Here is a 22761-nt window from a genome sequence, read left to right on the forward strand (position 1 = left end):
CCGAGTAACGGCGCAATTGCGCTAGTCCGGATCGCAAAACGCTTCCTCGTCACGGCGCTGAAATCGCCTTGAGCCGGTCGATATCCGCGAGCACGATGTCTTCCGACACAGGCTCGCGGTTATGCAGGCGGAACCATTCGACCGCTTCGCGCACCCGGTCGCCATGCGGCGATGGATAGGCGCCCAGTCCGAGCACCCATTCGCGCACGGTTTCGCGCTCCATCCGCCCGGCGCGGTATCGGTCGCAGACGGTTTTCGCTGAGGCGACGAGATCATTGATGCTTTTCACGGGGCTATCCCTCAATGCACGGAAGGCTCTTCGTCTTCGAGCAGGGACCGGATGCCGTCGCGCGCCACCACCGCCAGGAATTCGTCGAAAGCCTCCCGGTCGGTCGCAAAGGGCTCGTCCCAGCGGATCAGGTCCTCCGACTGGGTGACGACTTCCATCGTCCAGTCCTCGTTGCTGCCGGCGGTTCGAAAGATATCGACGAGCACGGTGATGCCGTCGTCGGTGAATTCTCCGGCCAGTTCGGAGTGCTCAAACTTCTGCTTCTTCGTCATTCAGCCGCCAGCGCCGGGAGGGGCGTCGTTTTTGAGATATTCTTCATATTGAACCGTCTCGGTCTCGTTCGTGTCTATAGAAGCCGATGCCGGTTTTGCCAAGCGAACGCCGGCGCCGCCGCCATTCTCCGGGATGAAAAGTACGCCGGCGTCTTCCAGGACGCGCTTGATATGCCGCAGGGTTCGCACGTCGGGGGAAAGCGTTCCGGCCTCGAAACCGGCTATCGTCGCCTTGGCTACCTCAGAGGCTGCGGACAGATCCTGCTTGGACCAGGCGATAAGAGCACGCGCGGCACGGCACTGGGCTGGAGACAGCATGAATATCCACCTGGCATTGAGAACTCTGATCTGGCCCTGGGACAGCACAATGAAGATGTGAGCGCGCCCGAAGAAAGCAAGCCGATAAAATTGCTGCGGCCGTTGATATCTAGCCTCATTGGGCGATAGCGAGGGTCGATTGACCGCATATCATTAAAGTCTAATTTAGGGCTACCTTATCGCGCCCGGGAGGTAACGATGCGTGAGCCAGATATGCAGAAACTCGATGCGCTTGTCGCTCGCCTCGTCGGTGATGTCGGCGCTGCCATGTCAGGGGCCTTGGTCGTGCTTGGCGACAAGGTGGGGCTGTTCAAGGCGATGGCGGATGGGAAGCCGGTGAGCGTTGAGCAGCTTGCCGCCAAGATCGGGATCAAGGAGCGCTATGTCAGGGAATGGCTGAGCGCCCAGGCGGCTGCGGATTATATCGTTTACGATGAAAAGACCGATCGTTTCAGCCTAACGGCGGAGCAGGCGATGGTCTTTGCCGAGGAAAACAGCCCGGCCTTCTTCGTCGGCGCCTTCGAGGTGGTGCAATCCATGTGGATGGACGAGCCGAAGGTCACCGAAGCCTTCCGCACCGGAAAGGGTCTCGGCTGGCATGAACACAGCACCTGCCTGTTCCGTGGCACCGAGCGGTTTTTCCGGCCGGGCTACAACAGCCATCTCGTCAACGAATGGATTCCTGCTCTCGCCGGCATGGAGGAGAAACTGAAGGCAGGCGCCAATGTCGCCGATGTCGGCTGTGGTCACGGCGCCTCGACCATTCTGATGGCGCAGGCCTATCCCGCCTCGCATTTTACCGGCTTCGACTATCACGGCCCGTCGATCGAAAGAGCCAGGGCCGCCGCCAAAGAGGCTGGCGTCGCCGACCGCGTCACCTTCGAGCAGGGCAAGGCGGCCGAATTTCCGGGGCGCGACTATGATATGGTCGCCATGTTCGATTGCCTGCACGACATGGGCGATCCGGTCGGCGCCGGCCGGCACGTCAAGGAGACGCTGGCGCCGAACGGCACCTGGCTCATCGTCGAGCCCTTTGCCCATGATCATCTCAAGGACAATCTCAATCCGGTCGGGCGCGTCTATTACGGCGCCTCGACGATGATCTGCACGCCGGCATCGCTCTCCCAGGAGGTGGGGTTGGGGCTTGGCGCCCAGGCGGGGGAAATGAGGTTGCGGAAGGTCGCGCTCGACGCCGGCTTCAAGCATTTCCGCCGGGCGACCGAAACACCGTTCAACATGGTGTTCGAAGTCCGCGCCTGAGGGCCGGCTGCGCGGCGGCCGGCGCTATTTCGGCCGGCCGATGCTGGCATACATGCCGGTCGTGCGGAATTCGGTGGGATTGGTGCCGTAGACGCGGCGGAAGACCTTCGAGAAATAATTGGCGTCCTCAAAGCCGCACATGATGGCGACTTCCTTGACCGGCAGGAAGTCCGCCTTGGTCAGCAGCTTGACGGCGCGCTGCAGCCGCTGCTGCAGCACGAATTCGGCCGGCGGCACGCCTTCGCTTTCGGCGAAGCTGCGCGAGAAATGGGCGCGGCTGAGGCCGACGATGGCGGCGAGTTCATTGACCGGCAGCGGCTTGTCGAGATTGGCGTTGATATGGTCGATCACCGGCTGCATCAGGCTGAGTTCGGCGGCAAAGGCCGATGAGCCGAAGACGTCGTCATAAAGCGCCATCGCCGCTTCATAGGCGACAGCCGAGGCCGCCCCCGGCGAGGTCGCGCCCTTGACCAGACGCAGGCTGCAATCGGCGAGATGATCGATGGTGGCCGGCTGCAGCTTCAGCACCGGGCCGGCGGTGGAGAGCACCAGCTGATGGATGCGCAGCGTCTCCTCGCCATTCATCGAGATCCAGAAATATTCCCAGCGCTCGCCCTTCTCCAGCCAGTAGCGGTGATTGTGCGGCACGAGAACCAAGAGAGTATCGCCGCCGTGGAGGCGATAGTTGCGGTTCTGGTAGCGCAGCCGGCCGGTGCCGCTGATCGTGTGCTGCAGCACGGTGAACGGCGTTTGCCCGCGTTTTCGGCCGTCCCAATCATAGGTCTCGTTCTCCCGCACTTCATAGCCGGCGCTGGTCGGCATGGCGTGCAGACGCTGGCGGCCGCGGGGCAGCGAAACCGTCCTCATCGACTGTCCGTTGGCGATCAAATCCTGCAGCACAAAATTACCCCTGAAAGCATAATCCTTCTCTGGTCGGCCTGCCGGATTCGGGCATAATCCCGCTCAACGAAAAGAGGAGACGACGGCCGATAAAAGCGGCCGGGAGGAAAACAGGCAGGTTTTACGGCTTTTTCAACCGCTTGCGCCGCATGCGGCCTGATCCTCCATAACCGGTCTTTTCTCTAGCATTCCATTGGGTCGAGGTGAAGATCATGAGTTTCAAAATCGCTATCATCGGTGCAGGCAGCGTCGGTTTCACCAAGAAGCTGTTCACCGACATATTGTGCGTGCCGGAGTTCCGCGACGTCGAATTCGCGCTGACCGATCTCAGCGAACACAATCTCCAAATGATCAAGGCGATCCTCGACCGCATCGTCGAGTCGAACGGGCTGCCGACCAAGGTGACGGCGACGACCGACCGGCGCCAGGCGCTGGAAGGCGCCCGCTACATCATCAGCTGCGTGCGTGTCGGCGGGCTCGAGGCCTATGCCGACGACATCCGAATTCCGCTGAAATACGGCATCGACCAGTGCGTCGGCGATACGATCTGCGCCGGCGGCATTCTCTACGGCCAGCGCAACATCCCTGTCATTCTCGATTTCTGCAAGGATATAAGAGAGGTTGCCGAGCCGGGCGCGAAATTCCTGAACTATGCCAATCCGATGGCGATGAATACCTGGGCGGCGATCGAATATGGCAAGGTCGATACGGTCGGCCTCTGCCACGGCGTCCAGCACGGCGCCGAACAGATCGCCGAGGTGCTCGGCGCGAAATCGCTCAGCGAACTCGATTATGTCTGCTCCGGCATCAACCACCAGACCTGGTTCATCGACCTGCGCCTCAACGGCCGCAAGATCGGCAAGGACGAGCTCATCGCCGCTTTCGAGGCGCATCCCGTTTATTCGCAGCAGGAGAAGCTGCGCATCGACGTGCTGAAGCGCTTCGGCGTCTATTCCACCGAGAGCAACGGCCACCTCTCGGAATACCTGCCCTGGTACCGCAAGCGGCCGGAAGAGATCACCCGCTGGATCGACATGTCCGACTGGATCCACGGCGAGACCGGCGGTTATCTCCGCCACTCGACCGAGACGCGCAACTGGTTTGAGACCGAATTCCCGCAATTCCTGGAATCCGCCTCCAAGCCGATCGATCCGGCCAAGCGCTCGAACGAACATGCGAGCCATATCCTGGAAGGGCTGGAGACGAACCGGGTCTATCGCGGCCATTTCAACGTCAAGAACAACGGCGTCATCACCAACCTGCCGGCCGATGCGATCATCGAATCGCCCGGCTTCGTCGACCGCTTCGGTATCAATATGGTCTCCGGCGTCACCCTGCCGGAAGCCTGCGCGGCGACCTGCATCGCCTCGATCAACGTCCAGCGCATGTCGGTGCATGCGGCCATCTCCGGCGACATCGATCTGTTGAAGCTTGCCGTGCTGCACGATCCGCTGGTCGGCGCCGTCTCGACGCCCGAGGAGGTCTGGCAGATGGTCGACGAGATGGTCGTTGCCCAGGCGCGCTGGCTGCCGCAATATGCCGATGCCGTGCCGGCCGCCAAGGAGCGGCTGTCGAAATCGAAGGTGCAGACCCGCGACTGGGCGGGGGCCGCACGCCGCAACGTCCGCTCGATCGAAGAGCTGCGCGCGGAAAAGGCGGCGCTGAAACACGCCGTCTGATTTTCGTGAAGGATGGGTCGTCATGGGTTTCCGGGAGGGAAATCCATGACATCAACCCGCTTTCACGCCGTTCGAGGAGAAAGGAGCCCGGTGACGCCCGCGCTCCGGAACAAGAGGGAGAAACGATGATGAATTTCCGCAAAGCAGGCATTCTGGCCGGACTGGCGCTCGGCGTTTCGGTCTTGGCGCTGCATGCCCATGCTTCCGAACCGACCGTGCCGCCAGTGCCGCCGGAATTTCCGGCCGAAGGCAAGATCAACTATGTCGCGCGCGACTCCATTCTGGAGTTCAAGGCGCTGCCCGATTATCACGAGCCCGACTGGGTCACGAAGAATTTCGTTTCCGCCGGCAAGCTGCCGCCGGTCAAGGACCGGCTGCCGAAGGAGCCGCTGGTCTTCAAGACGGGCAACATGCCCGACGGCACCGGCGTCTACGGCGATACGATGCGCCATGTCATCGGTGGTCGGCCGGAAGGCTGGAACTACGGCGCCGGCCAGACGCAGGGCTGGGGCGGCATCGATATCGGCCTGTCCGAATGCCTGACGCGCACTGCGCCGCTGTTCCAGGTGAAGGCCCAGGACACCGAGCCGCTGCCGAACCTGGCCAAGAGCTGGGACTGGTCCGAAGACGGCCATAAGCTGACCATGCACCTGGTCGAAGGCGCCAAGTGGTCGGACGGCGCGCCGTTCACCGCCGATGACATCATGTTCTACTGGGAGGACGAGGTCATCGACCCGAACGTCTCGCCGCTCGGCGGCGGCGCTTCGCCGGAGGCCTTCGGTGTCGGCACGACGCTGAAGAAGATCGACGACCACACCGTCGAATGGACCTTCAAGGAGGCCTTCCCGAAACAATATCTCTATACGATGGCCTACCCGAACTTCTGCCCGGGTCCGTCGCATATCCTGAAGCCGCAGCATCCGAAATACTCGAAGAACACCTACGACCAGTTCAAGAACGCCTTCCCGCCGGAATATATGAACATGCCTGTGATGGGCGGCTGGGTGCCGGTGGAATATCGCTCCGACGATATCATCGTGCTCCGCCGCAACCCCTATTACTGGAAGGTCGACGAGAAGGGCAACCAGCTGCCTTATCTCAACGAGCTGCACTACAAGCTCTCGACCTGGGCCGACCGCGACGTGCAGGCGGTGGCGGGCTCCGCCGACTTCTCGAACCTGGAGCAGCCGGAAAACTTCGTCGCCTCGCTGAAGCGGGCCGCCGAAAAGACCGCGCCGGCCCGCCTGGCCTTCGGGCCGCGCCTGATCGGCTATAACCTGCGCATGAACTTCTCCGCCAATGGCTGGGGCAACCCGGATGAGCGCGGCCAGGCGATCCGCGAGCTGAACCGCAACGAGGACTTCCGCAAGGCCGTCACCATGGCGCTCGACCGCAAGGCGATCGGCGATTCGCTGGTCAAGGGGCCGTTCACGGCGATCTATCCGGGCGGGCTTTCCTCCGGCACCAGCTTCTACGACCGCAACTCCACCGTCTACTATCCCTTCGATCTCAACGGCGCCAAGGCCGAACTCGCCAAGGCTGGCCTCAAGGATACGGACGGCAACGGCATCGTCAACTTCCCGGTCGGCACGGCCGGCGGCAAGGATGTCGAAATCGTCATGCTGATCAACAATCAGTACACGACCGATAAGAGCCTCGCCGAAGGTGTCGTCGGCCAGATGGAAAAGCTCGGGCTGAAGATCGTCATCAATGCGCTCGACGGCGCCAAGCGTGACGATGCGCATTATGCCGGCCGCTTCGACTGGCTGATCCAGCGCAACACCACGGAACTGTCTTCGGTGGTGCAGAATACCGAGCAGCTTGCCCCGGTCGGCCCGCGCACCAGCTGGCATCACCGCGCCGGCAAGGATGACCAGCTCGATCTGATGCCGTTCGAGAAGGAGCTCATTGACGTCGTCAACAAGTTCAGGACGAGCCAGAACAATGACGAGCGTGTCGATCTGATGAAGCAGTATCAGAAGATCTCGACCGAGCACGTCAACACGGTCGGTCTGACGGAATACCCGGGCGCGCTGATCGTCAACAAGCGCTTCTCGAATGTGCCGCAGGGAACGCCGATCATGATGTTCAACTGGGCCGAAGACTCGGTCATCCGCGAACGCCTGTGGGTCGCCGCCGACAAGCAGGGCAAATACGAGCTGTTCCCCGAGCAGCTGCCCGGCAAGCCCGGCGACAAGGGCCCGATCAATTGATTGAGGTCGCCTGGTAACGAAGCTAAAGCGCGTCGCCGAGTGGGCGACGCGCGGGAAAAGCTCCCTCCCAGCTGAAGTGAAATTCGGGCCGCGCGTGCCGCGCGCGGCCTGATATGACCAACAAGCCGGCCGCGCTGACGAGGAGCGACTGGCGGCAAGGAGAAGCGAACCGTCTGATGTTACGATTCCTGCTCGTGCGCATAGCCTCCGCGATCCCCGTTCTCTTCATCCTGAGCGTGGTGACTTTCGCGATCATCCAGGCTCCGCCCGGCGATTACGCCGATTACATCCGCTCCCAGCTGATCAACCAGGGCGGCGCCTCCTATGCCCAGGCCGAGGCGCAGGCGCAGGCCTACCGGGTCGAGCACGGCCTCGACAAGCCGATGGTCGTGCAATACGTCAACTGGATCGGCGGCATCGTCACCCGCGGCGATTTCGGCTACAGCATGTTCTACAACAAGCCGGTCGCAGACGTCGTCGGCGAACGCCTGCCGCGGACCCTGCTTCTGGCGCTCGTCTGCCACATCTTCGCCTCGGTGCTCGGCATCGGTTTCGGCATCTGGGCGGCGACGCGCCAGTACAGCTGGATCGACAGCCTGCTTTCGGGAATTTCCTTCCTCGGCATGACGGTGCCGCGCTTCCTGATGGCGCTGATCATCGTCTATCTCCTGGTCTTCCAGTTCGACGTGACGGAGATCGGCAGCTTCTTCTCACCGCAATATGGCGGGGCGCCCTGGTCCTGGGCGAAATTCGTCGATCTCCTCAGCCATGTCTGGCCGGTCGTGGCGATCGCCACCTTCGGCGGGCTCGCCTACAATATGCGCGTCATGCGCGGCAACCTGCTCGACACGCTGAACGCCCAATATGTCGAGACGGCCAAGGCCAAGGGGCTTTCCGGCGGCGCCGTGGTGATGCGACATGCGGTGCCGAACGCGCTGCATCCGCTCGTCATGTATCAGGGCGTCGTGCTGCCCTACATGCTGACCGGCGAGATCGAAACGGCGATCATCTTCGCGCTGCCGACCGTCGGCCCGGCGATCGTCGGCTCGATGGCGATCGGCGACGTCTATGTCACCGCCACCTTCATGATGGTGCTGTCGGCAACGCTGATCGTCGGCAATATCATCGCCGACATGCTGCTCGCTCTGCTCGATCCGCGCGTCCGTCAATACGGAGGAGCCTGAGATGCTTGCTTTCGACTCGTCCGCAACGCCGCCTACCACCGAACTTGCGGTGAAGAAGCCGTCACATGGCAGCGAGAGCTATCTGGCGCTTGTCTGGCGCCGGCTCAGGCGCTCCTGGACCGGCATGGCCGGGCTCATCCTGGTCGGGCTGCTGCTCCTCATGGCGGTCTTTGCCGATTTCTTCGCGCCGATGGATCCGAAGGCGACCCATGTCGGCTTCGCGCCGCCGCAGGTGATGAGCTTCCACGACAAGGACGGCAATTTCGTCTTCCAGCCGCGCGTCTATGCGCTGTCGGATAGCGAGGAGCTCGACCCGGTCACCTTCCAGCCGATCGTCGGCATGGATTACGACAATCCCAGGCTGCTCGGCTTCTTCGTCAAGGGCGCCGAATACAAGCTGTTCGGCCTGATCCCGGCCGACCGCCACTTCTTCGGCTCGACCGACGGCCAGCCGGTGCACTTCCTCGGCACCGACAAGTTCGGCCGCGACGTGCTGTCGCGCGCCATCATCGGCTCGCGCATCTCGCTGATGATCGCGCTGACCGTCGTCTTCATCGTCACCCTGATCGGCACGACGGTCGGCATGGTCTCCGGCTATTTCGGCGGCACCTTCGATGTCTGGCTGCAGCGCTTCGTCGAGCTGGTGCTCGCCTTCCCGCAATTGCCGCTCTATCTCGCCTTGACCTCGCTGATTCCGGTGACGGCGCCGACCAACGTCTTCCTCGCCTTCGTCATCTTCGTCATGTCGGCGCTCGGCTGGGCGCAGATGTCACGCGAGGTGCGCGGCAAGACCCTGGCGCTCGCCCGCATCGACTATGTCAGGGCGGCGATGGCCGTCGGCGCCACCGACCGGCGCATCATCATCCAGCATATCTTCCCCAACGTGATGAGCCACGTCATCGTTGCGGTGACGCTGCACATACCGAGCGTCGTGCTCTTGGAATCCTTCCTCGGTTTCCTCGGTTTTGCCGTCAAGCCGCCGCTGATCTCCTGGGGGCTGATGCTGCAGGATACGGCGACCTATTCGGTCATCGGCTCCTATCCCTGGATTCTCGCTCCCGTCGGCTTCGTGCTCGTCACCGTCTTCGCCTTCAATGCGCTCGGCGATGGACTGCGCGACGCAGTCGACCCCTACTGAGGAGATTGATATGGCTCTTTCCCTGATCAATTCCTTCGCCCCGCCCGTCCGCCACGATCATGACGGCCGCTCGGAGACGCCGATCATCGACGCCCGCAACGTCGCGGTGAATTTCAAGGTCGAGGACGGCATGGTCGAAGCCGTCAAGGACGTCTCCTTCCAGCTCTATCGCGGCGAGACGATCGCCATCGTCGGCGAATCCGGCTCCGGCAAATCGGTGACCGCAAGAACGGTGATGGGGCTGCTGTCGAAGCGCGCCGTCGTTTCAGACAAATCGACGGTCTCCTATGACGGCAGCAATATCCTGAAATTCTCCGAGCGGGCGCGGCGCAAACTGCGCGGCGACCGCATCTCGATGATCTTCCAGGAGCCGATGAGCTCGCTGAACCCGATCTATACGATCGGCAGCCAGATCGTCGAGGCGATCCGCGTGCATCGGCGCATGAGCCGCGGGCAAGCGGAAAAGCGGGCGCTGGAACTGCTCGAACATGTGCAGATCCCCGATCCGGCCGCGCGGCTGAAGCAATATCCGCATCAGCTTTCCGGCGGCCAGCGCCAGCGCGTGATGATCGCCATGGCGCTCGCCAACGATCCCGACGTGCTGATCGCTGACGAGCCGACGACGGCGCTCGACGTCACCGTGCAGGCGCAGATCCTCAATCTGATCCGCAACCTGCAGAAGGAACTGGGAATGGCGGTCATCCTCATCACCCACGACCTGACGGTCGTGCGCCAGTTTTCCGACTACGTCTATGTGATGCAGCATGGCGAAGTGCGCGAGCACAATGTCACCGAAGCGCTGTTTTCCAATCCGCAGCACGCCTATACCAAACACCTGCTCGCCTCCGAGCCGCGCGGCCAGGCCAATCCGCTGCCCGAGGGTTCGGATATCATCCTCGACGCCAAGGGTGTCCGCGTCGGCTTCATGATGCGCCACGGCACTTTCCTGAAACCGGAGATGCGTGAGCTCGTCGCCGTCGACAGCCTGAGCCTCACGTTGCGCCGTCACGAGACGCTCGGCCTCGTCGGCGAATCCGGCTCCGGCAAGACCACCTTCGGCCAGGCGATCCTGCGGCTGAACACGCCGCAGGCCGGCGAGATCCATTTCGACCGCCAGCCGATCCACGGGCTGTCGCGCGCCGAGATGCGGCCGCTGCGCGCCCGCATGCAGGTGGTGTTCCAGGATCCGTTCTCATCGCTCAACCCGCGCATGACGATCGGCCAGATCATCGAGGAAGGCCTCGTCGTCAACCGGCTGGGCGCCACCAAGGCCGAGCGGCAGGACCGCGTGCGCGAGGCGCTGATATCAGCCGGCATGCCCGGCAATATCCTCTCGCGTTTCCCGCATGAATTTTCCGGCGGCCAGCGCCAGCGCATCGCCATTGCCCGCGCCATCGCGCTGGAGCCGGAATTCATCCTGCTCGACGAGCCGACATCCGCCCTCGACCTCTCGGTCCAGGCCCAGATCATCGAACTCCTGCGCAAGCTGCAGGATGAGCGGGGCTTGAGCTACCTCTTCATCTCCCACGACCTCAAGGTCGTCAGGGCGCTCTGCCACCGCGTCATCGTCATGCAGCATGGCAAGATTGTCGAGGAAGGTCCCGTCAACGAAGTTTTATCCCATCCCAAGACCGCCTACACCGAACGGCTCGTCAAGGCCGCTTTCGAGGTAGCATGATTGACCCGCATGCCGGAGGTTATAATGGCTGCAAATCCCAAAATCACGTTCATCGGAGCAGGCTCCACCGTCTTCATGAAGAACATCATCGGCGACGTTCTGCAGCGTCCGGCGCTTTCCGGCGCCACGATCGCCCTGATGGACCTCAACCCGCAGCGGCTGGAAGAAAGCGCCATCGTCGTCAACAAGCTGATCTCGACGCTCGGCGTCAAGGCCAGGGCCGAGACCTATTCCGACCAGCGCAAGGCGCTCGCCGGCGCCGATTTCGTCGTCGTCGCCTTCCAGATCGGCGGCTATGAGCCCTGCACCGTCACCGATTTCGAAGTGCCGAAGAAATACGGCCTGCGCCAGACGATCGCCGACACACTCGGCGTCGGCGGCATCATGCGCGGCTTGCGCACCGTGCCGCATCTCTGGAAGGTCTGCGAGGACATGCTCGCCGTCTGCCCGCAAGCGATCATGCTGCAATACGTCAATCCGATGGCGATCAACACCTGGGCGATCGCCGAGAAATATCCGAGCATTCGCCAGGTCGGCCTCTGCCATTCGGTGCAGGGCACGGCGATGGAGCTCGCCCACGATCTCGACATTCCCTATGAGGAAATCCGCTACCGCGCCGCCGGCATCAACCACATGGCCTTCTATCTCAAATTCGAGCATCGCCAGGCCGACGGCTCCTACCGCAACCTCTATCCCGATCTCTTGCGCGCCTATCGCGAGGGCAGGGCGCCGAAACCCGGCTGGAACCCTCGCTGCCCCAACAAGGTCCGCTACGAGATGCTGACGCGGCTCGGCTATTTCGTCACCGAAAGCTCGGAGCATTTCGCCGAATACACGCCTTATTTCATCAAGGAGGGCCGCGACGACCTGATCGAGAAATTCGGCATTCCGCTCGATGAATATCCGAAGCGCTGCATCGAGCAGATTGAGCGCTGGAAGGGCCAGGCGGAGGCCTACCGTAGCGCCGACAAGATCGAGGTGACGCCGTCGAAGGAATATGCCTCCTCGATCATCAACTCGGTCTGGACCGGCGAACCCTCCGTCATCTACGGCAATGTCCGCAACAATGGCTGCATCACCTCGCTGCCGGAAAATTGCGCCGCCGAAGTGCCCTGCCTGGTCGACGCCTCAGGCATCCAGCCGACCTTCATCGGCGACCTGCCGCCGCAGCTGACCGCGCTGATCCGCACCAATATCAACGTGCAGGAGCTGACGGTGCAGGCGCTGATGACGGAAAATCGCGAGCACATCTACCACGCCGCGATGATGGACCCGCACACGGCCGCCGAACTCGACCTCGACCAGATCTGGTCGCTGGTCGACGACCTGCTCGCCACCCACGGCGCCTGGCTGCCGGAATGGGCCCGCACAACGAAAAAAGTCCAGGCCGCCTGACCGCCTCTCCCTGGTCGGGCATCAAGGAGCCCCGCGGTGGCAACAACCGCGGGGCTTTTGTTTGGGGATTCCTGTCGGCATGCATTTGCCGAAAACTCTAAATCCCCGACCCATCGAGCTGCTCGTCGTCATCGCCCTCCCAGGGCGAAGGCATCGAGGTGCGATTGGCGGACGGCATCGGCATCCAACACTTCAACTCCGGCTCGGCATATTCGATGATATGCCCCGGCGAGGAATCCGACGCGCGCCAGCCTTCCCCAGCGAATTGATCGCCATGCGACCAATAGGCGAGATCAACCTCCGCCGGCCCCTGCTCGGACGCCCGGATCGTTACCAGGATCCGGCTGCCGTCCTTGGGTGCGCTTGCCATCTGGCGCCAGCGATCTAGGTCATCCATCGATTTTCCTCCCTGCTTGCTGCTGGTGCGAGTGTTGCCTTGTCGTCGGAAGTGGTCAACCCAAACTTTATGGGAGCCAAAGTCTCGCGGAACTAAGGCTTATCGGCCAGTATGTGCCCGCTCACGACGTATGGGGGCGCCGAATGGCTATAGCAAAAACAAACCGTCTATCGTCGTGCCGGCCTGCATATTGAGCAAATCCTATCCTTTGTGCTGGTTACGACGATGCGGGGTAATCCAAATCAAGTATCATTGAGTTTCGATGAGCATTACTTATCGGAAGGTGTTGCCCGCCAATCAGGTCAAAGCGTGAAAAACTGAACACCTCTGGCGCCTTGCGGCGGTTCAGGGCATCCTATGACGGTTGAAGATTGTGTTTGGCAGTTGGAGGAATGCCGATGCGCTGCTTTACCGTGCTTGGACCTTCGCAGACCGGAAAATCGACAGTCGTGGAAAAGCTCGGCTCGCTGGAGGGGACGCCGAGAAAATCCAGCTCCCCTTATGGATTGAACCTCACAGAGTTCACCTTCGGAAACGAGGCGTGGTGTGCCCTGGATGCGCCAGGACCCAACGAAGCGTTGGCGCATGCGCAGCACGCGCTTCTTGCCAGCGACGCCTGCATATTGTGCGTTTCATCGGCACCCGAGGAGGCTGTGCTCGCCGCGCCCTATCTCAGGATCATCGAAGCCTCGGGGACGCCTTGCATTCTCTTCGTCAACCGGATGGACGAACCGAGAGGGCGGTTGAGGGACGTCATCGCCGCGCTTCAAGACTACGCCAGCCACACCCTGTTGCTTCGCCAGATCCCGATCCGCGAGGGCGACAGGATCATTGGCAGTTGCGATCTGATTTCGGAACGGGCGTGGCGCTACCGGGAGGGCCAGCCTTCGGCGCTGATCGCGATCCCCGAAAGCACCGCCGAACGCGAGCACGAAGCGCGCACCGAGCTCCTCGAACACCTGTCCGAATTTGACGACTGGCTTCTTGAGGAACTGATCGAGGATCGCGAGCCATCCAGCGACGCGCTCTATGCCATTTCATCACGGGTTCTCAGGGAAAACAGGATTATCCCGGTGCTGATCGGTGCTGCAAGTCACGGCAACGGCATGATGAGGCTGATGAAGGCGCTGCGCCACGAGGCGCCGCCGCTAGGGGTTCTTCGGCAGCGTCTCGCGCATACGGCAACTGTCGATGAAGGCAAGCTGGCGGCCGTGAGCTTCCATGCCTATCATCGCCAGAATGTCGGCAAGACGGTGCTCGTGCGCGCCCTTGGCGAGGGACTGCGGCAAGGCGCGTCACTGGGCGGCTCCGGCCTCGGCGCCGTCCAAAGTCTCGCAAACGGGCGGTCCAATTCGGCCGTTCTGCCGGCACCCGGGGATGTCTTCGCGACCGTCAAGTCCGACCACCTGCCTGTCCCTTCGCTGTTGACCGCCGGCGCGGTGGTCGCCTCGCCCGAGTGGACGGAACCACCGACGCCGATGCTGGAAAGGATCCTGGTACCGGGCAGCGAGCGCGATGAAAACAAACTTTCCGAAACGCTGGCGAAGCTTTCCGAGACGGATCGCGGCCTGAAAGTCTTGCAGGAGGAAGGCACGGGCGCTCAACTCGTCCGCGCTCAAGGGCCGGTGCATCTGCGTGATCTCTGCCGAACGCTGGCGGAAGTCTTTCACATCTCCGTGACCGACCGAACGCCCAGCCCAACCTACCGCGAAACGATCGCCAAGCCGTCGGAGGTTCATTATCGCCATCGCAAACAGACCGGCGGTGCCGGGCAATTCGCGGATGTGAAGTTGAGCATTCACCCCAACGCGCGCGGCCAGGGCTTCACCTTTGGCGAAACCGTCAAGGGCGGCGCCGTTCCGCGCAATTACTTCCCCGCCGTCGAAGCGGGGGCGCGCGAAGCGATGGAGAAAGGACCGCTCGGCTTCGAAGTCATCGATGTTGGCGTGACGCTGTTGGATGGTCAGCACCATACCGTCGACAGTTCGGAACACGCCTTCCGGACCGCGTCGAAAATGGGGGTGAGACAGGCGCTTACCGAAGGATCGACCGTCTTGATGCAGCCGATATTCCGCACCGAGTTCCACATCCCGTCGGTCTATTCAGGCAGCCTTGTCCAGATCGTCGCCGCTCTCAACGGTCAGGTTCTCGGCTTCGACCGTGATGAAGCCGCCAAGGGATGGGACATCTTCCGGGCGCTCGTGCCGGGCGGCGCACTTGAAGATCTGGCGCGGTCGCTGCGCTCGGCGACGCAGGGCATCGGTTATTTTTCCAAGACCTTCGATCACTTCGAGGAACTCTACGGCAAGGAGGCGGACGCCATTGTGAGGGCAAAGGAGAAATCAGGCACCGCACACTGAAACGTTCGCGCCACTTCATGCTCGGGACTCATGCCCGCCCTTACGTGCCTGAAATGGTTGCAGTTGTAGTAGCACGGGCCCGCGGTTGCGGGCTTGCTTGCCGGGATGGCGTACTGGGCCGCCTCAATACGCTTCGTTGCCTCCCGGCCATCATTCCGAACGGTTATCGCGGCTCCTCAAACCATTCCGTTTGCCACCCGCTTGCCAAAAAACCACAATTGCCTCACTTAAATCACACATCCACCCTCGGCCTAAGAATTGGATCCACGCTGAATGCGCATCGCCTACGTTTTTCTTGGTGCATTTCTTGCAATTGCGCCGTCCGCATATGCTGAAGTTGCACCGCCGCCTGTTCTGAAGCCGCTGGAGCGGCAGGCGGATGCGGCTTTGTTGAGCGCGCAGTTTCTGTCGCGCTACAGCTACAAGCCGGTGGCGCTCGATGACGCCTTGTCGGCGCGGGTAATGGATGGGTTCATCAAGTCGCTGGATCCCGACCGCATGCTTTTCCTGCAGGCCGATATCGACAAGTTCATGGCGGACCGCAGCAAGATCGACGATGCGATCGAGCGGAAGGATCTGAAGATCCCGTTTGCGATCTTCAATGCCTATGAGCAGCGCGTTGCCGATCGCATGACTTATGCGCGCAGCCTGCTGAAGCAGGGGTTCGATTTCAGCGTGAAAGAGGATTATGCGGTGCTGCGCGAGAAGGCGCCCTGGCCGCAGTCGGAAGCCGAGAGCAACGAGCTTTGGCGCAAGCGCGTCAAGAGCGACTGGCTGCGGCTGAAGCTCGGCGGCAAGGCGGATGCCGCCATTCGCGAAACGCTCGACAAGCGCTATGAAAACACGCTCGAGCGCGTCTACAAGTTCAAGAGCGACGATGTTTTCCAGTCGTTCATGGATGCCTATTCCAACGCGATCGATCCGCATACGGATTATTTCGGCGCGGCTGCCTCGGCCGATTTCAATGTCTCGATGAAGCTGTCGCTGTTCGGCATCGGCGCGGTGCTGCAGGAACGTGACGACTATACGACGATCCGTGAGCTCGTGCCCGGCGGGCCGGCGCAGCTCTCCGGCAAGCTCGCCGTCGGCGACCGCATCACCGGCGTCGGGCAGGGCAAGGACGGGCCGATCAAGGAAGTGGTGGGCACGCGCCTGGACGAGGTCGTGCAGATGATCCGCGGCAAGAAGGGCACCGTCGTGCGCCTTGACATTCTGCCGGCCGATGCCGGCGCCGATGCCACGCATCGCGTCGTCAGCCTGGTGCGCGACAAGATCAGCCTCGACAAGCAGGCCGCCAAGAAGACGGTGCTGTCGGTCAAGGCGGGCGATGCCACGCGCAAGATCGGCATCATCACCCTGCCGGTCTTCTATGAGGATTTCGATGCCAAGAACAAAGGCGACAAGGATTATAAGAGCGCCAGCCGCGACGTCGCCAAGCTGCTCGAGGAACTGAGCCAGGAGAATGTCGACGGCGTTCTCATCGATCTGCGCAACAATGGCGGCGGTTCGCTGGACGAGGCGATCGATCTCACCGGCCTCTTCATCGGCAAGGGCCCGGTTGTTCAGCAGCGTGCCGGCAACGGCAAGATCGTGGTGAAAAGCGCGGATTTTTCAGCCCCCGCCTGGACAGGCCCGATGGGCGTGCTGATCAATCGCGGTTCGGCCTCGGCGTCGGAAATCTTTGCCGCGGCCATCCAGGATTACGGGCGCGGCGTCATCATCGGCGAACCGAGCTTCGGCAAGGGCACGGTGCAGACGGTCGTCGATCTCGATGAGGTGGTTCACAACAGCAAGCCGGAGCTCGGCGAGCTGAAGGTGACGATTTCGCAGTTCTTCCGGGTCAATGGCGGCACGACGCAGCTGCGCGGCGTCACCCCCGATATCAGCCTGCCCGGCCTCTCCGATCCGGCGAGCTTCGGCGAGACGAGTTATGACAATGCGCTGCCTTGGGCAGAGATCAAGCCGGCAAAATATACGCCGGAAGGCGATGTCGCGGCGTTGGTGCCGGCCCTGCAAAGCCGCCATGATGCGCGGGTCAAGAGCGATCCGGGTTTCCAGCGGCTGATCGAGGACATTGCCGAGCTGAAGGCGCAGCGCGAAAAAGGCGTCGTGTCGCTGAACGAAGCCGAACGCCGCAAGGAGGCGGCCGCCCGCGAGAAGCGGTTCAAGGACCGGGCCGAGGCGAGCGACGGCGAGGATCCGACCGGCGATGACGGCCTGCAGTCGGATGAGCGCAGCCTGAGCGCCGATATCGCCATGGAAAATGCCCGCAAGAAGGCCAAGGACGTCCTGCTCGACGAGGCAGCCGCCATTGTTGGCGACGAGGCGGATTTGCAGCAGGGCGGCGTCAAGGCCGCGACGACACAAACGGGAAAGACCAAGGGAAATTAGGGGGCTGCTCCCGCTACCCCTGCGGTTCAGGGCGCCGCCGATGCCCGAGCACGATCGGGCGCGGCGGCCGTATTGACGTTTCCGTAATCACCGGTGGCGCCTTTGCTTGCCGCAACCGGCCCTTTCCTCGTAAGATTTCTGCGCCATGTCATGCCAGGACAACCAGACAGGGTAGGGTATGGACGCGCGCGTCGAACAGCTTCTCAACCTTTCCGCACAGACCGAAACGCTGATTGCGGTCTATGACGGGGATGACCGGCTGCAATATGCCAACAGCGCCTTCCGTTCGGCCTATTTCATCGAGCCGGATGAGACGCCGCTCTGGCCGGATCTCATGCGGCGCAATTTCGAGCTGAACCGGGGCACGGTCCTGCGGACCGATGATTTCGAGGCGTGGCTGCGCTCGACCCAGTCGCGCCGCGGCAAGATCGGCTATCGCGCCTTCGAGACGGATCTCACCGACGGCCGCTGGCTGTGGATGACGGAGACGGTGCAGCAGGATGGTTGGATGCTGTGCATCGCCAGCGACATCACCCGGTTGAGAGCGCAGGGCCGGACGGTCCGGCAGGATCGCGATCAGGCAATCAAGGCGTCCTACACCGATGAACTCACCGGCGTCGCCAACCGCCGCTTCGTCATGGCCCGCGTCGACGACATGCTGGCCGCTGCCCGCAATGGCGGCAGCGGCTGCCTCGCGGTCTTCGATATCGACAATTTCAAGCGCATCAACGATCGGCTCGGCCACCACGCCGGCGATCTCGTGCTGCGCGATTTCGCCCATCGCATTCATCAGAATGTCCGCCGCAACGATTGTTTCGGCCGGGTCGGCGGCGAAGAATTCCTGCTTGTCATGCCGTCGACGAGCCCGGAAGACGCCTTGGCCATGGTCGAGCGCATGCTGACGGTGATCCGCTTTTCCCGGCCGCTCGCTGATTCGCCCGACTTCAGCTACACCTGCTCCGCCGGCATCGCCGCCAGTCTGCCGACCGACAGCGTCTCGGAGCTTTACCGGCGCGCCGACCAGGCGCTCTATGACGCCAAGATGAGCGGTCGCGACAGGGTGCGTGCGGCGTAGGGTCTCAGCGTGTTGGGACTCGCTACTTCCCGCGTTTATTGCCCGCGATTTGCTGCGTTAAAGCCGTCACCGTGGCGTCAAGGTTGTCGAGATCGCTTTGCAACGCGCGCATTGGTTTGGGGAACGTGATTTTTCCAGCCTCATCGAGTTCAAGCGGAATTTGGTAATCGGAGGGCACCGGATCGACATTTGGTACCGTCTCGTAAACGGTGACACCGCCCACGCCATTACTATGCCCGATCAGTACATAGAAGGTAGTCGGGTGATTTACGGCAATGTTCTCGAGTTTCGTACCCGTCTTAGTGTCTACGCAGGGACTATCGCTAACCCAGTCCTTCACTGTGAGCGATGCGTAGGCTTTCGAAATGTAAACATCAACTTTATATGGCATAATTGCCCTCCCGTTGCTGTAGACTCGACCTACTCGTTATTGAGGCGACCATTGCGATGCGCCATTCTAAGGGTGATGGCGTAGGAACTAGGCGACCTCTTGCCTGGTAACTGCGAATCCAGAATGAGGCTCCTTGCGTCACCAAAGGCCGTCGCGATTTCGAGGATTTGTTCAGATGCGGTGATCCGCCACATTTTGTAACCCAGATCTTTGTCAAAGCCGCAGCCCTTGGCCTCCTCGGCTTCTGGGCCGGTGATAATAAAGATGCGGGTTGAATCCAGCCTGTAGCAATGGCCCTCGAAAGCGTAGCCATAAGCAAGCACTGTGTAGCCGGTTACTCTTCCGGCATGCAGCTTTATTTGCAGCTCTGCTTTACTCACAAGCCCGACATCCAGATGGGCGATGCCGTTGGCGTCATTCAAATCTATGCCGTAAAGTATAACCTCATCCGCTTTATAGCGGCGCCCAGAAAGTGAGGGTGCTGGAACGCTGTCGTCTGTCATCGATGCCTCCCGTCGTTGGTTAGAGAATGCCGCGCCACCTCATGCAATCGTCAAGCTGGTCGAGATAGGAGACCCCGCGCCCGCGGCTGGCCGCCTCGAGGAAGGCCAGGGCCGCCGTTTCGAAGGTCAGGCTGTCCGGGTCGAGGTATTTCCAGGAGCGAATGAGCGCTTCGCCGATGATGTCGCGCGCCTCCTGCAGGGCGGCTTTCGCGGCGAAATGCATGAGCTCATAGGATGCTGGCGATCCGTGCAATGCTTCTTCGATCAGCGCCGGCGCCATCTGCTGGCGCAGGTCGCTGAAGCGCCTCGGATCGATGTCCGACAGTCCACGCTCGTAAAGCAGCGACTGGTAGACCTCGATAAGGCAGTCGAAGAGGCCGGCTGCAAAGGGTTTCGACCGGTCGTGGACTTCGCGGCTGACATCGCCGATGCGAAGCGAGTTGTTGAGCGATCTGACCTGCTTCTCGTCGCTGAGCTCGGCGAATTTATCGAGTTCGTTGTGCAGCAGCAGATTGCCGCCGGTGCGGCGCAGCAGCCGGTCGAGCGCCGTGTCGAAGTGCAGCAGTCCGAGCAGCGAGATGAAATCGGCGATCGCTTCATGATAGGCAAAGAAATCGCAGCCCGATCCGTCGCTTTCAAGGATGCCGAGTTCGCTGAGCAGAATGAGGTGGCCCATTTCATGGGCGACCGCATCGAAATTCAGCGCGAAACAGGATGCCCGGCCGTGCTCCTCGCTTTCGCCGAGCTCGAGAAAGCCGAAGCCGGATTGGGCGTTTTGCCAATGCGGGATGCGGGGAACGATTTCCAGCCGTTCCAGCGTCGGCTGGAAAAACCAGACGATCGAGCGGCCGAGATAGCTTTCGCAGATGTCGAGAACGCGGCGGGTGCAGGCATAGCTGTGGGTCGCAAGGAAGGCCGGTGAGCCCGGCCCGATGTGATCGAAATGGCCGTCGGGGCCGGGTTCGGCCGGCGGCTGCAGCAGGCCGGGATAGGGCGGAATATAAGGCGCGGCATAGGGCGATTTCGCCTCGAGCGGATTTGCCACATAGATGCGGGCGTCGGACGGCCCGGCCAGGATCGGTCCTGCCGAAGGCCCGATCCACACCACTTCGGGCTTTTCGTAGCCGGGAATGAAGGATGGCTGGGGAAAGACGAGGAAACGTGTCCCGAGCGGCCGCTCCGGAGCTGCCCCTTGTCCTGCGCCCTCGTTATGCGTGATGGCATCCAATGCTGCCCCCACCGCTCGTTGCCCAACGTCAAGCGATCGTCGACTATACCAGTACTACGTGCCTTTCGACAAGACAGTACCGAGCATGTTGTAGTATTCCACGTCGTTGGCGAATGATTCCGTAAGTTCAAACTCGAGCTGAATGGGTTTATGCGGACTGCTGATATTTTGCCTGGCCAGATATGTGAGCAGATTTACCGCATCGGTCCTTTTCTGGTTTGCGGCCCCAATTTTCAGCCAGGCCTTTAGTGCTTGAAGCTCGCCGGCCGGGCGATGGTTGTTTTCGGCCGCCGCCAAAAGCTTCGGGAAGGATCGTTCGCTGAAGTGAAGCGCGCGCGCCAAGGATTCGAGCTCGCATCGCAGCCGTCTTTGAATGATGCCGATGCGTTCGGCTTTCCTGAGCATCAGCCTGATGTCGATGAGGGCGTCGCCGAGGGCGCGTGATCCGAGTGCTGCGGGCGCCATCGGCACTGTGACGTCGGCATCGTCGGCGAGCGGGTGCCTTCGGTACCATCGATAGATCAGCCCGTGGCCGATCATGCCCTGCGGCGCGAGTTCGGCGGCCCTGAGCGCGCCGATGCTGGCGGCGCCATAGACGCGCACGCCGCGGGCCATCGCCCACAGGATTTCCTGGTGGCGAACCGCCGGCAGCTCTCCGAAGACGCCGTCGATCAGCACGATCGCCGCCGGCGCATGTTTGGCCACGGCCCGCACGACGTCCGCGCAGCCGACGGGCGGAAAGTAGATCGCATCCAGATAGGTCCGGGCTTGCGGCTCAGAGAGGGTGGGGCCGAGAAAAACCACGATATCATCGCGCAAGATCGGCCTCCGGATTGGTTTCCAGCGGCGGCGCAACGACGCGGACGACGTGCAGCGGGATGCGGTCATCCGAATGGAGAACCACAAGCACGGCCGCATGCGCGCCGGCGAACCTCAATGCCTCGATGACCGGCGCAAGGGATCGCTCTTCCGCTGCAGAACAGTCTCTGGGGAAGGAGCGGCCCGCTTTTGCGAGCTGCAGGCGCCAGGCGGCCAGTTCCCGGGCGTCGGCATAATTATAAAGCTCCGTCCTGATATCGTCGCGCGCCGCCGAAATGACGCCAAGGCGGGACTGGCAGGCTTCCAGCAAGGCGCTGGTCAGCGCGCGATCATGGCTGATATCGCAGCCGAAACCTTCGGCCGGCAGCGGCGCAAAGGGGGCTCTGCCGGCATCTTCCATGACGTGGCACCAGTAGATCGGCAGGGCGTGCGGCGCCGGGATCTGCCAGATGCCGACGACAAAACCGGCCTTGGAGAGCTGCCGCATGATGTCGCCGGCGTTTCCCGATTGCACCGACCGGGCGTCGATCTGGAAGCGGTCGAAGAAATGCGGGGTCTTCATCGCCGTGCAGCGGGCCTGCCGCTCGAGGATCTCCAAGCAGGCATGCAGGACAGCGCCTTGCAGGCTCGTGCCTGCGGCGAGGCCCGTGGTGTCGCGGGCGATCCAATGGGGATGCGGCGACGGGACGATATAGGCCGTATCGACGAGGGCAAGCGGAACGGCCATTTGCCGCCCCGAAAGCAGATCGAGCCCTTCAATCCAGGCGAGCATCTCCTCGTCCCGGCCGATGCCGAGATGCGACCAGTCTCCCCGGGCGTTCATGTCGCGCAGGCTTGCCGTGAAGATACGCTCCTGATCAATCCGCTCCGAGGCCCAGCCTTCCAGCGATTCCATCAGGCCCGATATCGCCGCCAGCGGCAGGGTCAGTCCCTTGCCCTGGCTGACGGCGACGGAGCGTGAGCGCGGCCGAACGACCTGGACGACCGGGACGCCGATCCAGTCGAGCCCGGTGATCGAACCGAGCCTGGTGATGCCATAATCCTGCCTGCGCGCAAGGATGCGCTGCACCGTCTGCCGGGGATCGGGAGGCGAGGGGAGCTCGGTCTTCAAGATGATATCAAGGACGTTATCGAGCGCCGCTTCGTCCATCCCATCCTTCCATCTCTGCTAGAGCATGATGCCGAAAAGTGTGAGCGGTTTTCGGACGACATCATGCTCTAACTCTTTAATTTCGAACAGGATTCAGATTTTAGGCCGACCGGGCCTAAAA

The 22761-nt window shown here is 62.0% G+C and carries 20 protein-coding genes; 10 read left to right on the forward strand and 10 right to left on the reverse strand.

What is annotated here, in order from left to right; translation table 11 throughout:
* Positions 1-49 precede the first annotated feature (49 nt).
* Genes A7X77_RS25765 through A7X77_RS25775 form a run of 3 tightly spaced genes read right to left on the reverse strand, consistent with a single transcriptional unit; the run spans position 50 to position 879 of the window.
* Positions 50-289, reverse strand: a complete 240-nt coding sequence (locus A7X77_RS25765; protein WP_064685681.1) for a hypothetical protein — start codon at positions 287-289, stop codon at positions 50-52.
* 11 nt (positions 290-300) lie between these two features.
* Positions 301-561, reverse strand: a complete 261-nt coding sequence (locus tag A7X77_RS25770) for a hypothetical protein (protein ID WP_010032482.1) — start codon at positions 559-561, stop codon at positions 301-303.
* Positions 562-879 (reverse strand): transcriptional regulator, encoded by a 318-nt coding sequence (locus tag A7X77_RS25775; protein ID WP_064685682.1) that lies wholly within the window; start codon positions 877-879, stop codon positions 562-564.
* A 198-nt stretch (positions 880-1077) separates the two neighbouring features.
* Here A7X77_RS25775 and A7X77_RS25780 point away from each other — a divergent pair, with 198 nt between their 5' ends.
* Positions 1078-2139, forward strand: coding sequence for a class I SAM-dependent methyltransferase (locus A7X77_RS25780; RefSeq protein WP_064685683.1), 1062 nt, complete (start codon positions 1078-1080; stop codon positions 2137-2139).
* A 24-nt stretch (positions 2140-2163) separates the two neighbouring features.
* Here A7X77_RS25780 and A7X77_RS25785 read toward each other — a convergent pair whose 3' ends face one another.
* Positions 2164-3006 carry an AraC family transcriptional regulator gene (locus A7X77_RS25785; RefSeq protein WP_064685785.1) on the reverse strand — a complete coding sequence of 281 codons (843 nt, stop codon included), beginning with the start codon at positions 3004-3006 and terminating at the stop codon, positions 2164-2166.
* A 245-nt stretch (positions 3007-3251) separates the two neighbouring features.
* On the opposite strand from A7X77_RS25785, the gene A7X77_RS25790 reads away from it, so the two are divergent.
* From A7X77_RS25790 to A7X77_RS25815, 6 genes are all read left to right on the forward strand, one after another.
* Entirely contained in the window at positions 3252-4718 is a 1467-nt protein-coding gene (locus tag A7X77_RS25790) for an alpha-glucosidase/alpha-galactosidase (RefSeq protein ID WP_064685684.1), read from the forward strand.
* A 125-nt stretch (positions 4719-4843) separates the two neighbouring features.
* Entirely contained in the window at positions 4844-6931 is a 2088-nt protein-coding gene (locus A7X77_RS25795) for an ABC transporter substrate-binding protein (RefSeq protein WP_064685685.1), read from the forward strand.
* 176 nt (positions 6932-7107) lie between these two features.
* On the forward strand, positions 7108-8115 hold the full coding sequence (locus A7X77_RS25800) for an ABC transporter permease (protein WP_040111638.1): 1008 nt from the start codon (positions 7108-7110) through the stop codon (positions 8113-8115).
* A gap of 1 nt (position 8116) precedes the next feature.
* Positions 8117-9253 (forward strand): ABC transporter permease, encoded by a 1137-nt coding sequence (locus tag A7X77_RS25805; protein WP_064685686.1) that lies wholly within the window; start codon positions 8117-8119, stop codon positions 9251-9253.
* A gap of 10 nt (positions 9254-9263) precedes the next feature.
* Positions 9264-10931 (forward strand): ABC transporter ATP-binding protein, encoded by a 1668-nt coding sequence (locus tag A7X77_RS25810; protein ID WP_064685687.1) that lies wholly within the window; start codon positions 9264-9266, stop codon positions 10929-10931.
* A 24-nt stretch (positions 10932-10955) separates the two neighbouring features.
* Positions 10956-12326 carry an alpha-glucosidase/alpha-galactosidase gene (locus A7X77_RS25815; protein ID WP_064685688.1) on the forward strand — a complete coding sequence of 457 codons (1371 nt, stop codon included), beginning with the start codon at positions 10956-10958 and terminating at the stop codon, positions 12324-12326.
* Between the two features lie 97 nt (positions 12327-12423).
* On the opposite strand, the gene A7X77_RS25820 is transcribed toward A7X77_RS25815, so the two are convergent.
* Positions 12424-12723: a hypothetical protein gene (locus A7X77_RS25820; protein ID WP_064685689.1), complete on the reverse strand. Its 300-nt coding sequence runs from the start codon at positions 12721-12723 to the stop codon at positions 12424-12426.
* Positions 12724-13121: 398 nt separating this feature from the next.
* Between A7X77_RS25820 and A7X77_RS25825 the strand changes: the two genes are divergently transcribed.
* The 3 genes from A7X77_RS25825 to A7X77_RS25835 all read left to right on the forward strand — a co-directional run bounded on the left by A7X77_RS25825 (position 13122) and on the right by A7X77_RS25835 (position 18549).
* Complete coding sequence (locus A7X77_RS25825; protein ID WP_064685690.1) at positions 13122-15083, forward strand: elongation factor G; 1962 nt, start codon at positions 13122-13124, stop codon at positions 15081-15083.
* Between the two features lie 273 nt (positions 15084-15356).
* A complete protein-coding gene (locus tag A7X77_RS25830; RefSeq protein ID WP_064685691.1) occupies positions 15357-17474 on the forward strand; it encodes a carboxy terminal-processing peptidase in 2118 nt (705 codons plus the stop codon).
* Positions 17475-17652: 178 nt separating this feature from the next.
* The gene (locus A7X77_RS25835; RefSeq protein ID WP_064685692.1) at positions 17653-18549 is read left to right on the forward strand and encodes a sensor domain-containing diguanylate cyclase; all 897 of its coding nucleotides are present in this window, start codon (positions 17653-17655) and stop codon (positions 18547-18549) included.
* Between the two features lie 22 nt (positions 18550-18571).
* On the opposite strand, the gene A7X77_RS25840 is transcribed toward A7X77_RS25835, so the two are convergent.
* The 5 genes from A7X77_RS25840 to A7X77_RS25860 are packed head-to-tail and all read right to left on the reverse strand — an operon-like array spanning position 18572 to position 22640.
* Complete coding sequence (locus A7X77_RS25840) at positions 18572-18940, reverse strand: hypothetical protein (protein WP_064685693.1); 369 nt, start codon at positions 18938-18940, stop codon at positions 18572-18574.
* A 29-nt stretch (positions 18941-18969) separates the two neighbouring features.
* Entirely contained in the window at positions 18970-19443 is a 474-nt protein-coding gene (locus A7X77_RS25845) for a hypothetical protein (protein WP_064685694.1), read from the reverse strand.
* Positions 19444-19462: 19 nt separating this feature from the next.
* On the reverse strand, positions 19463-20683 hold the full coding sequence (locus tag A7X77_RS25850; RefSeq protein ID WP_064685695.1) for a hypothetical protein: 1221 nt from the start codon (positions 20681-20683) through the stop codon (positions 19463-19465).
* A 42-nt stretch (positions 20684-20725) separates the two neighbouring features.
* Complete coding sequence (locus tag A7X77_RS25855) at positions 20726-21490, reverse strand: TfuA-like protein (protein WP_064685696.1); 765 nt, start codon at positions 21488-21490, stop codon at positions 20726-20728.
* Positions 21480-22640 (reverse strand): YcaO-like family protein, encoded by a 1161-nt coding sequence (locus A7X77_RS25860; RefSeq protein WP_064685697.1) that lies wholly within the window; start codon positions 22638-22640, stop codon positions 21480-21482. The genes A7X77_RS25855 and A7X77_RS25860 overlap by 11 nt, the downstream gene beginning before the upstream one ends.
* Positions 22641-22761: the final 121 nt, after the last annotated feature.

The organism is Rhizobium bangladeshense (genome assembly GCF_001662075.1).
In the GTDB taxonomy this organism is placed as follows: domain Bacteria; phylum Pseudomonadota; class Alphaproteobacteria; order Rhizobiales; family Rhizobiaceae; genus Rhizobium; species Rhizobium bangladeshense_B.

Coding starts and splice junctions, on each gene's coding strand:
- A7X77_RS25770 (WP_010032482.1), bottom strand. CDS start 561: ATGACGAAGAAGCAGAAGTTTGAGCACTCCGAACTGGCCGGAGAATTC.
- A7X77_RS25775 (WP_064685682.1), bottom strand. CDS start 879: ATGCTGTCTCCAGCCCAGTGCCGTGCCGCGCGTGCTCTTATCGCCTGG.
- A7X77_RS25780 (WP_064685683.1), top strand. CDS start 1,078: ATGCGTGAGCCAGATATGCAGAAACTCGATGCGCTTGTCGCTCGCCTC.
- A7X77_RS25785 (WP_064685785.1), bottom strand. CDS start 3,006: ATGAGGACGGTTTCGCTGCCCCGCGGCCGCCAGCGTCTGCACGCCATG.
- A7X77_RS25790 (WP_064685684.1), top strand. CDS start 3,252: ATGAGTTTCAAAATCGCTATCATCGGTGCAGGCAGCGTCGGTTTCACC.
- A7X77_RS25795 (WP_064685685.1), top strand. CDS start 4,844: ATGATGAATTTCCGCAAAGCAGGCATTCTGGCCGGACTGGCGCTCGGC.
- A7X77_RS25800 (WP_040111638.1), top strand. CDS start 7,108: ATGTTACGATTCCTGCTCGTGCGCATAGCCTCCGCGATCCCCGTTCTC.
- A7X77_RS25805 (WP_064685686.1), top strand. CDS start 8,117: ATGCTTGCTTTCGACTCGTCCGCAACGCCGCCTACCACCGAACTTGCG.
- A7X77_RS25810 (WP_064685687.1), top strand. CDS start 9,264: ATGGCTCTTTCCCTGATCAATTCCTTCGCCCCGCCCGTCCGCCACGAT.
- A7X77_RS25815 (WP_064685688.1), top strand. CDS start 10,956: ATGGCTGCAAATCCCAAAATCACGTTCATCGGAGCAGGCTCCACCGTC.
- A7X77_RS25820 (WP_064685689.1), bottom strand. CDS start 12,723: ATGGATGACCTAGATCGCTGGCGCCAGATGGCAAGCGCACCCAAGGAC.
- A7X77_RS25825 (WP_064685690.1), top strand. CDS start 13,122: ATGCGCTGCTTTACCGTGCTTGGACCTTCGCAGACCGGAAAATCGACA.
- A7X77_RS25830 (WP_064685691.1), top strand. CDS start 15,357: ATGCGCATCGCCTACGTTTTTCTTGGTGCATTTCTTGCAATTGCGCCG.
- A7X77_RS25835 (WP_064685692.1), top strand. CDS start 17,653: ATGGACGCGCGCGTCGAACAGCTTCTCAACCTTTCCGCACAGACCGAA.
- A7X77_RS25840 (WP_064685693.1), bottom strand. CDS start 18,940: ATGCCATATAAAGTTGATGTTTACATTTCGAAAGCCTACGCATCGCTC.
- A7X77_RS25845 (WP_064685694.1), bottom strand. CDS start 19,443: ATGACAGACGACAGCGTTCCAGCACCCTCACTTTCTGGGCGCCGCTAT.
- A7X77_RS25860 (WP_064685697.1), bottom strand. CDS start 22,640: ATGGACGAAGCGGCGCTCGATAACGTCCTTGATATCATCTTGAAGACC.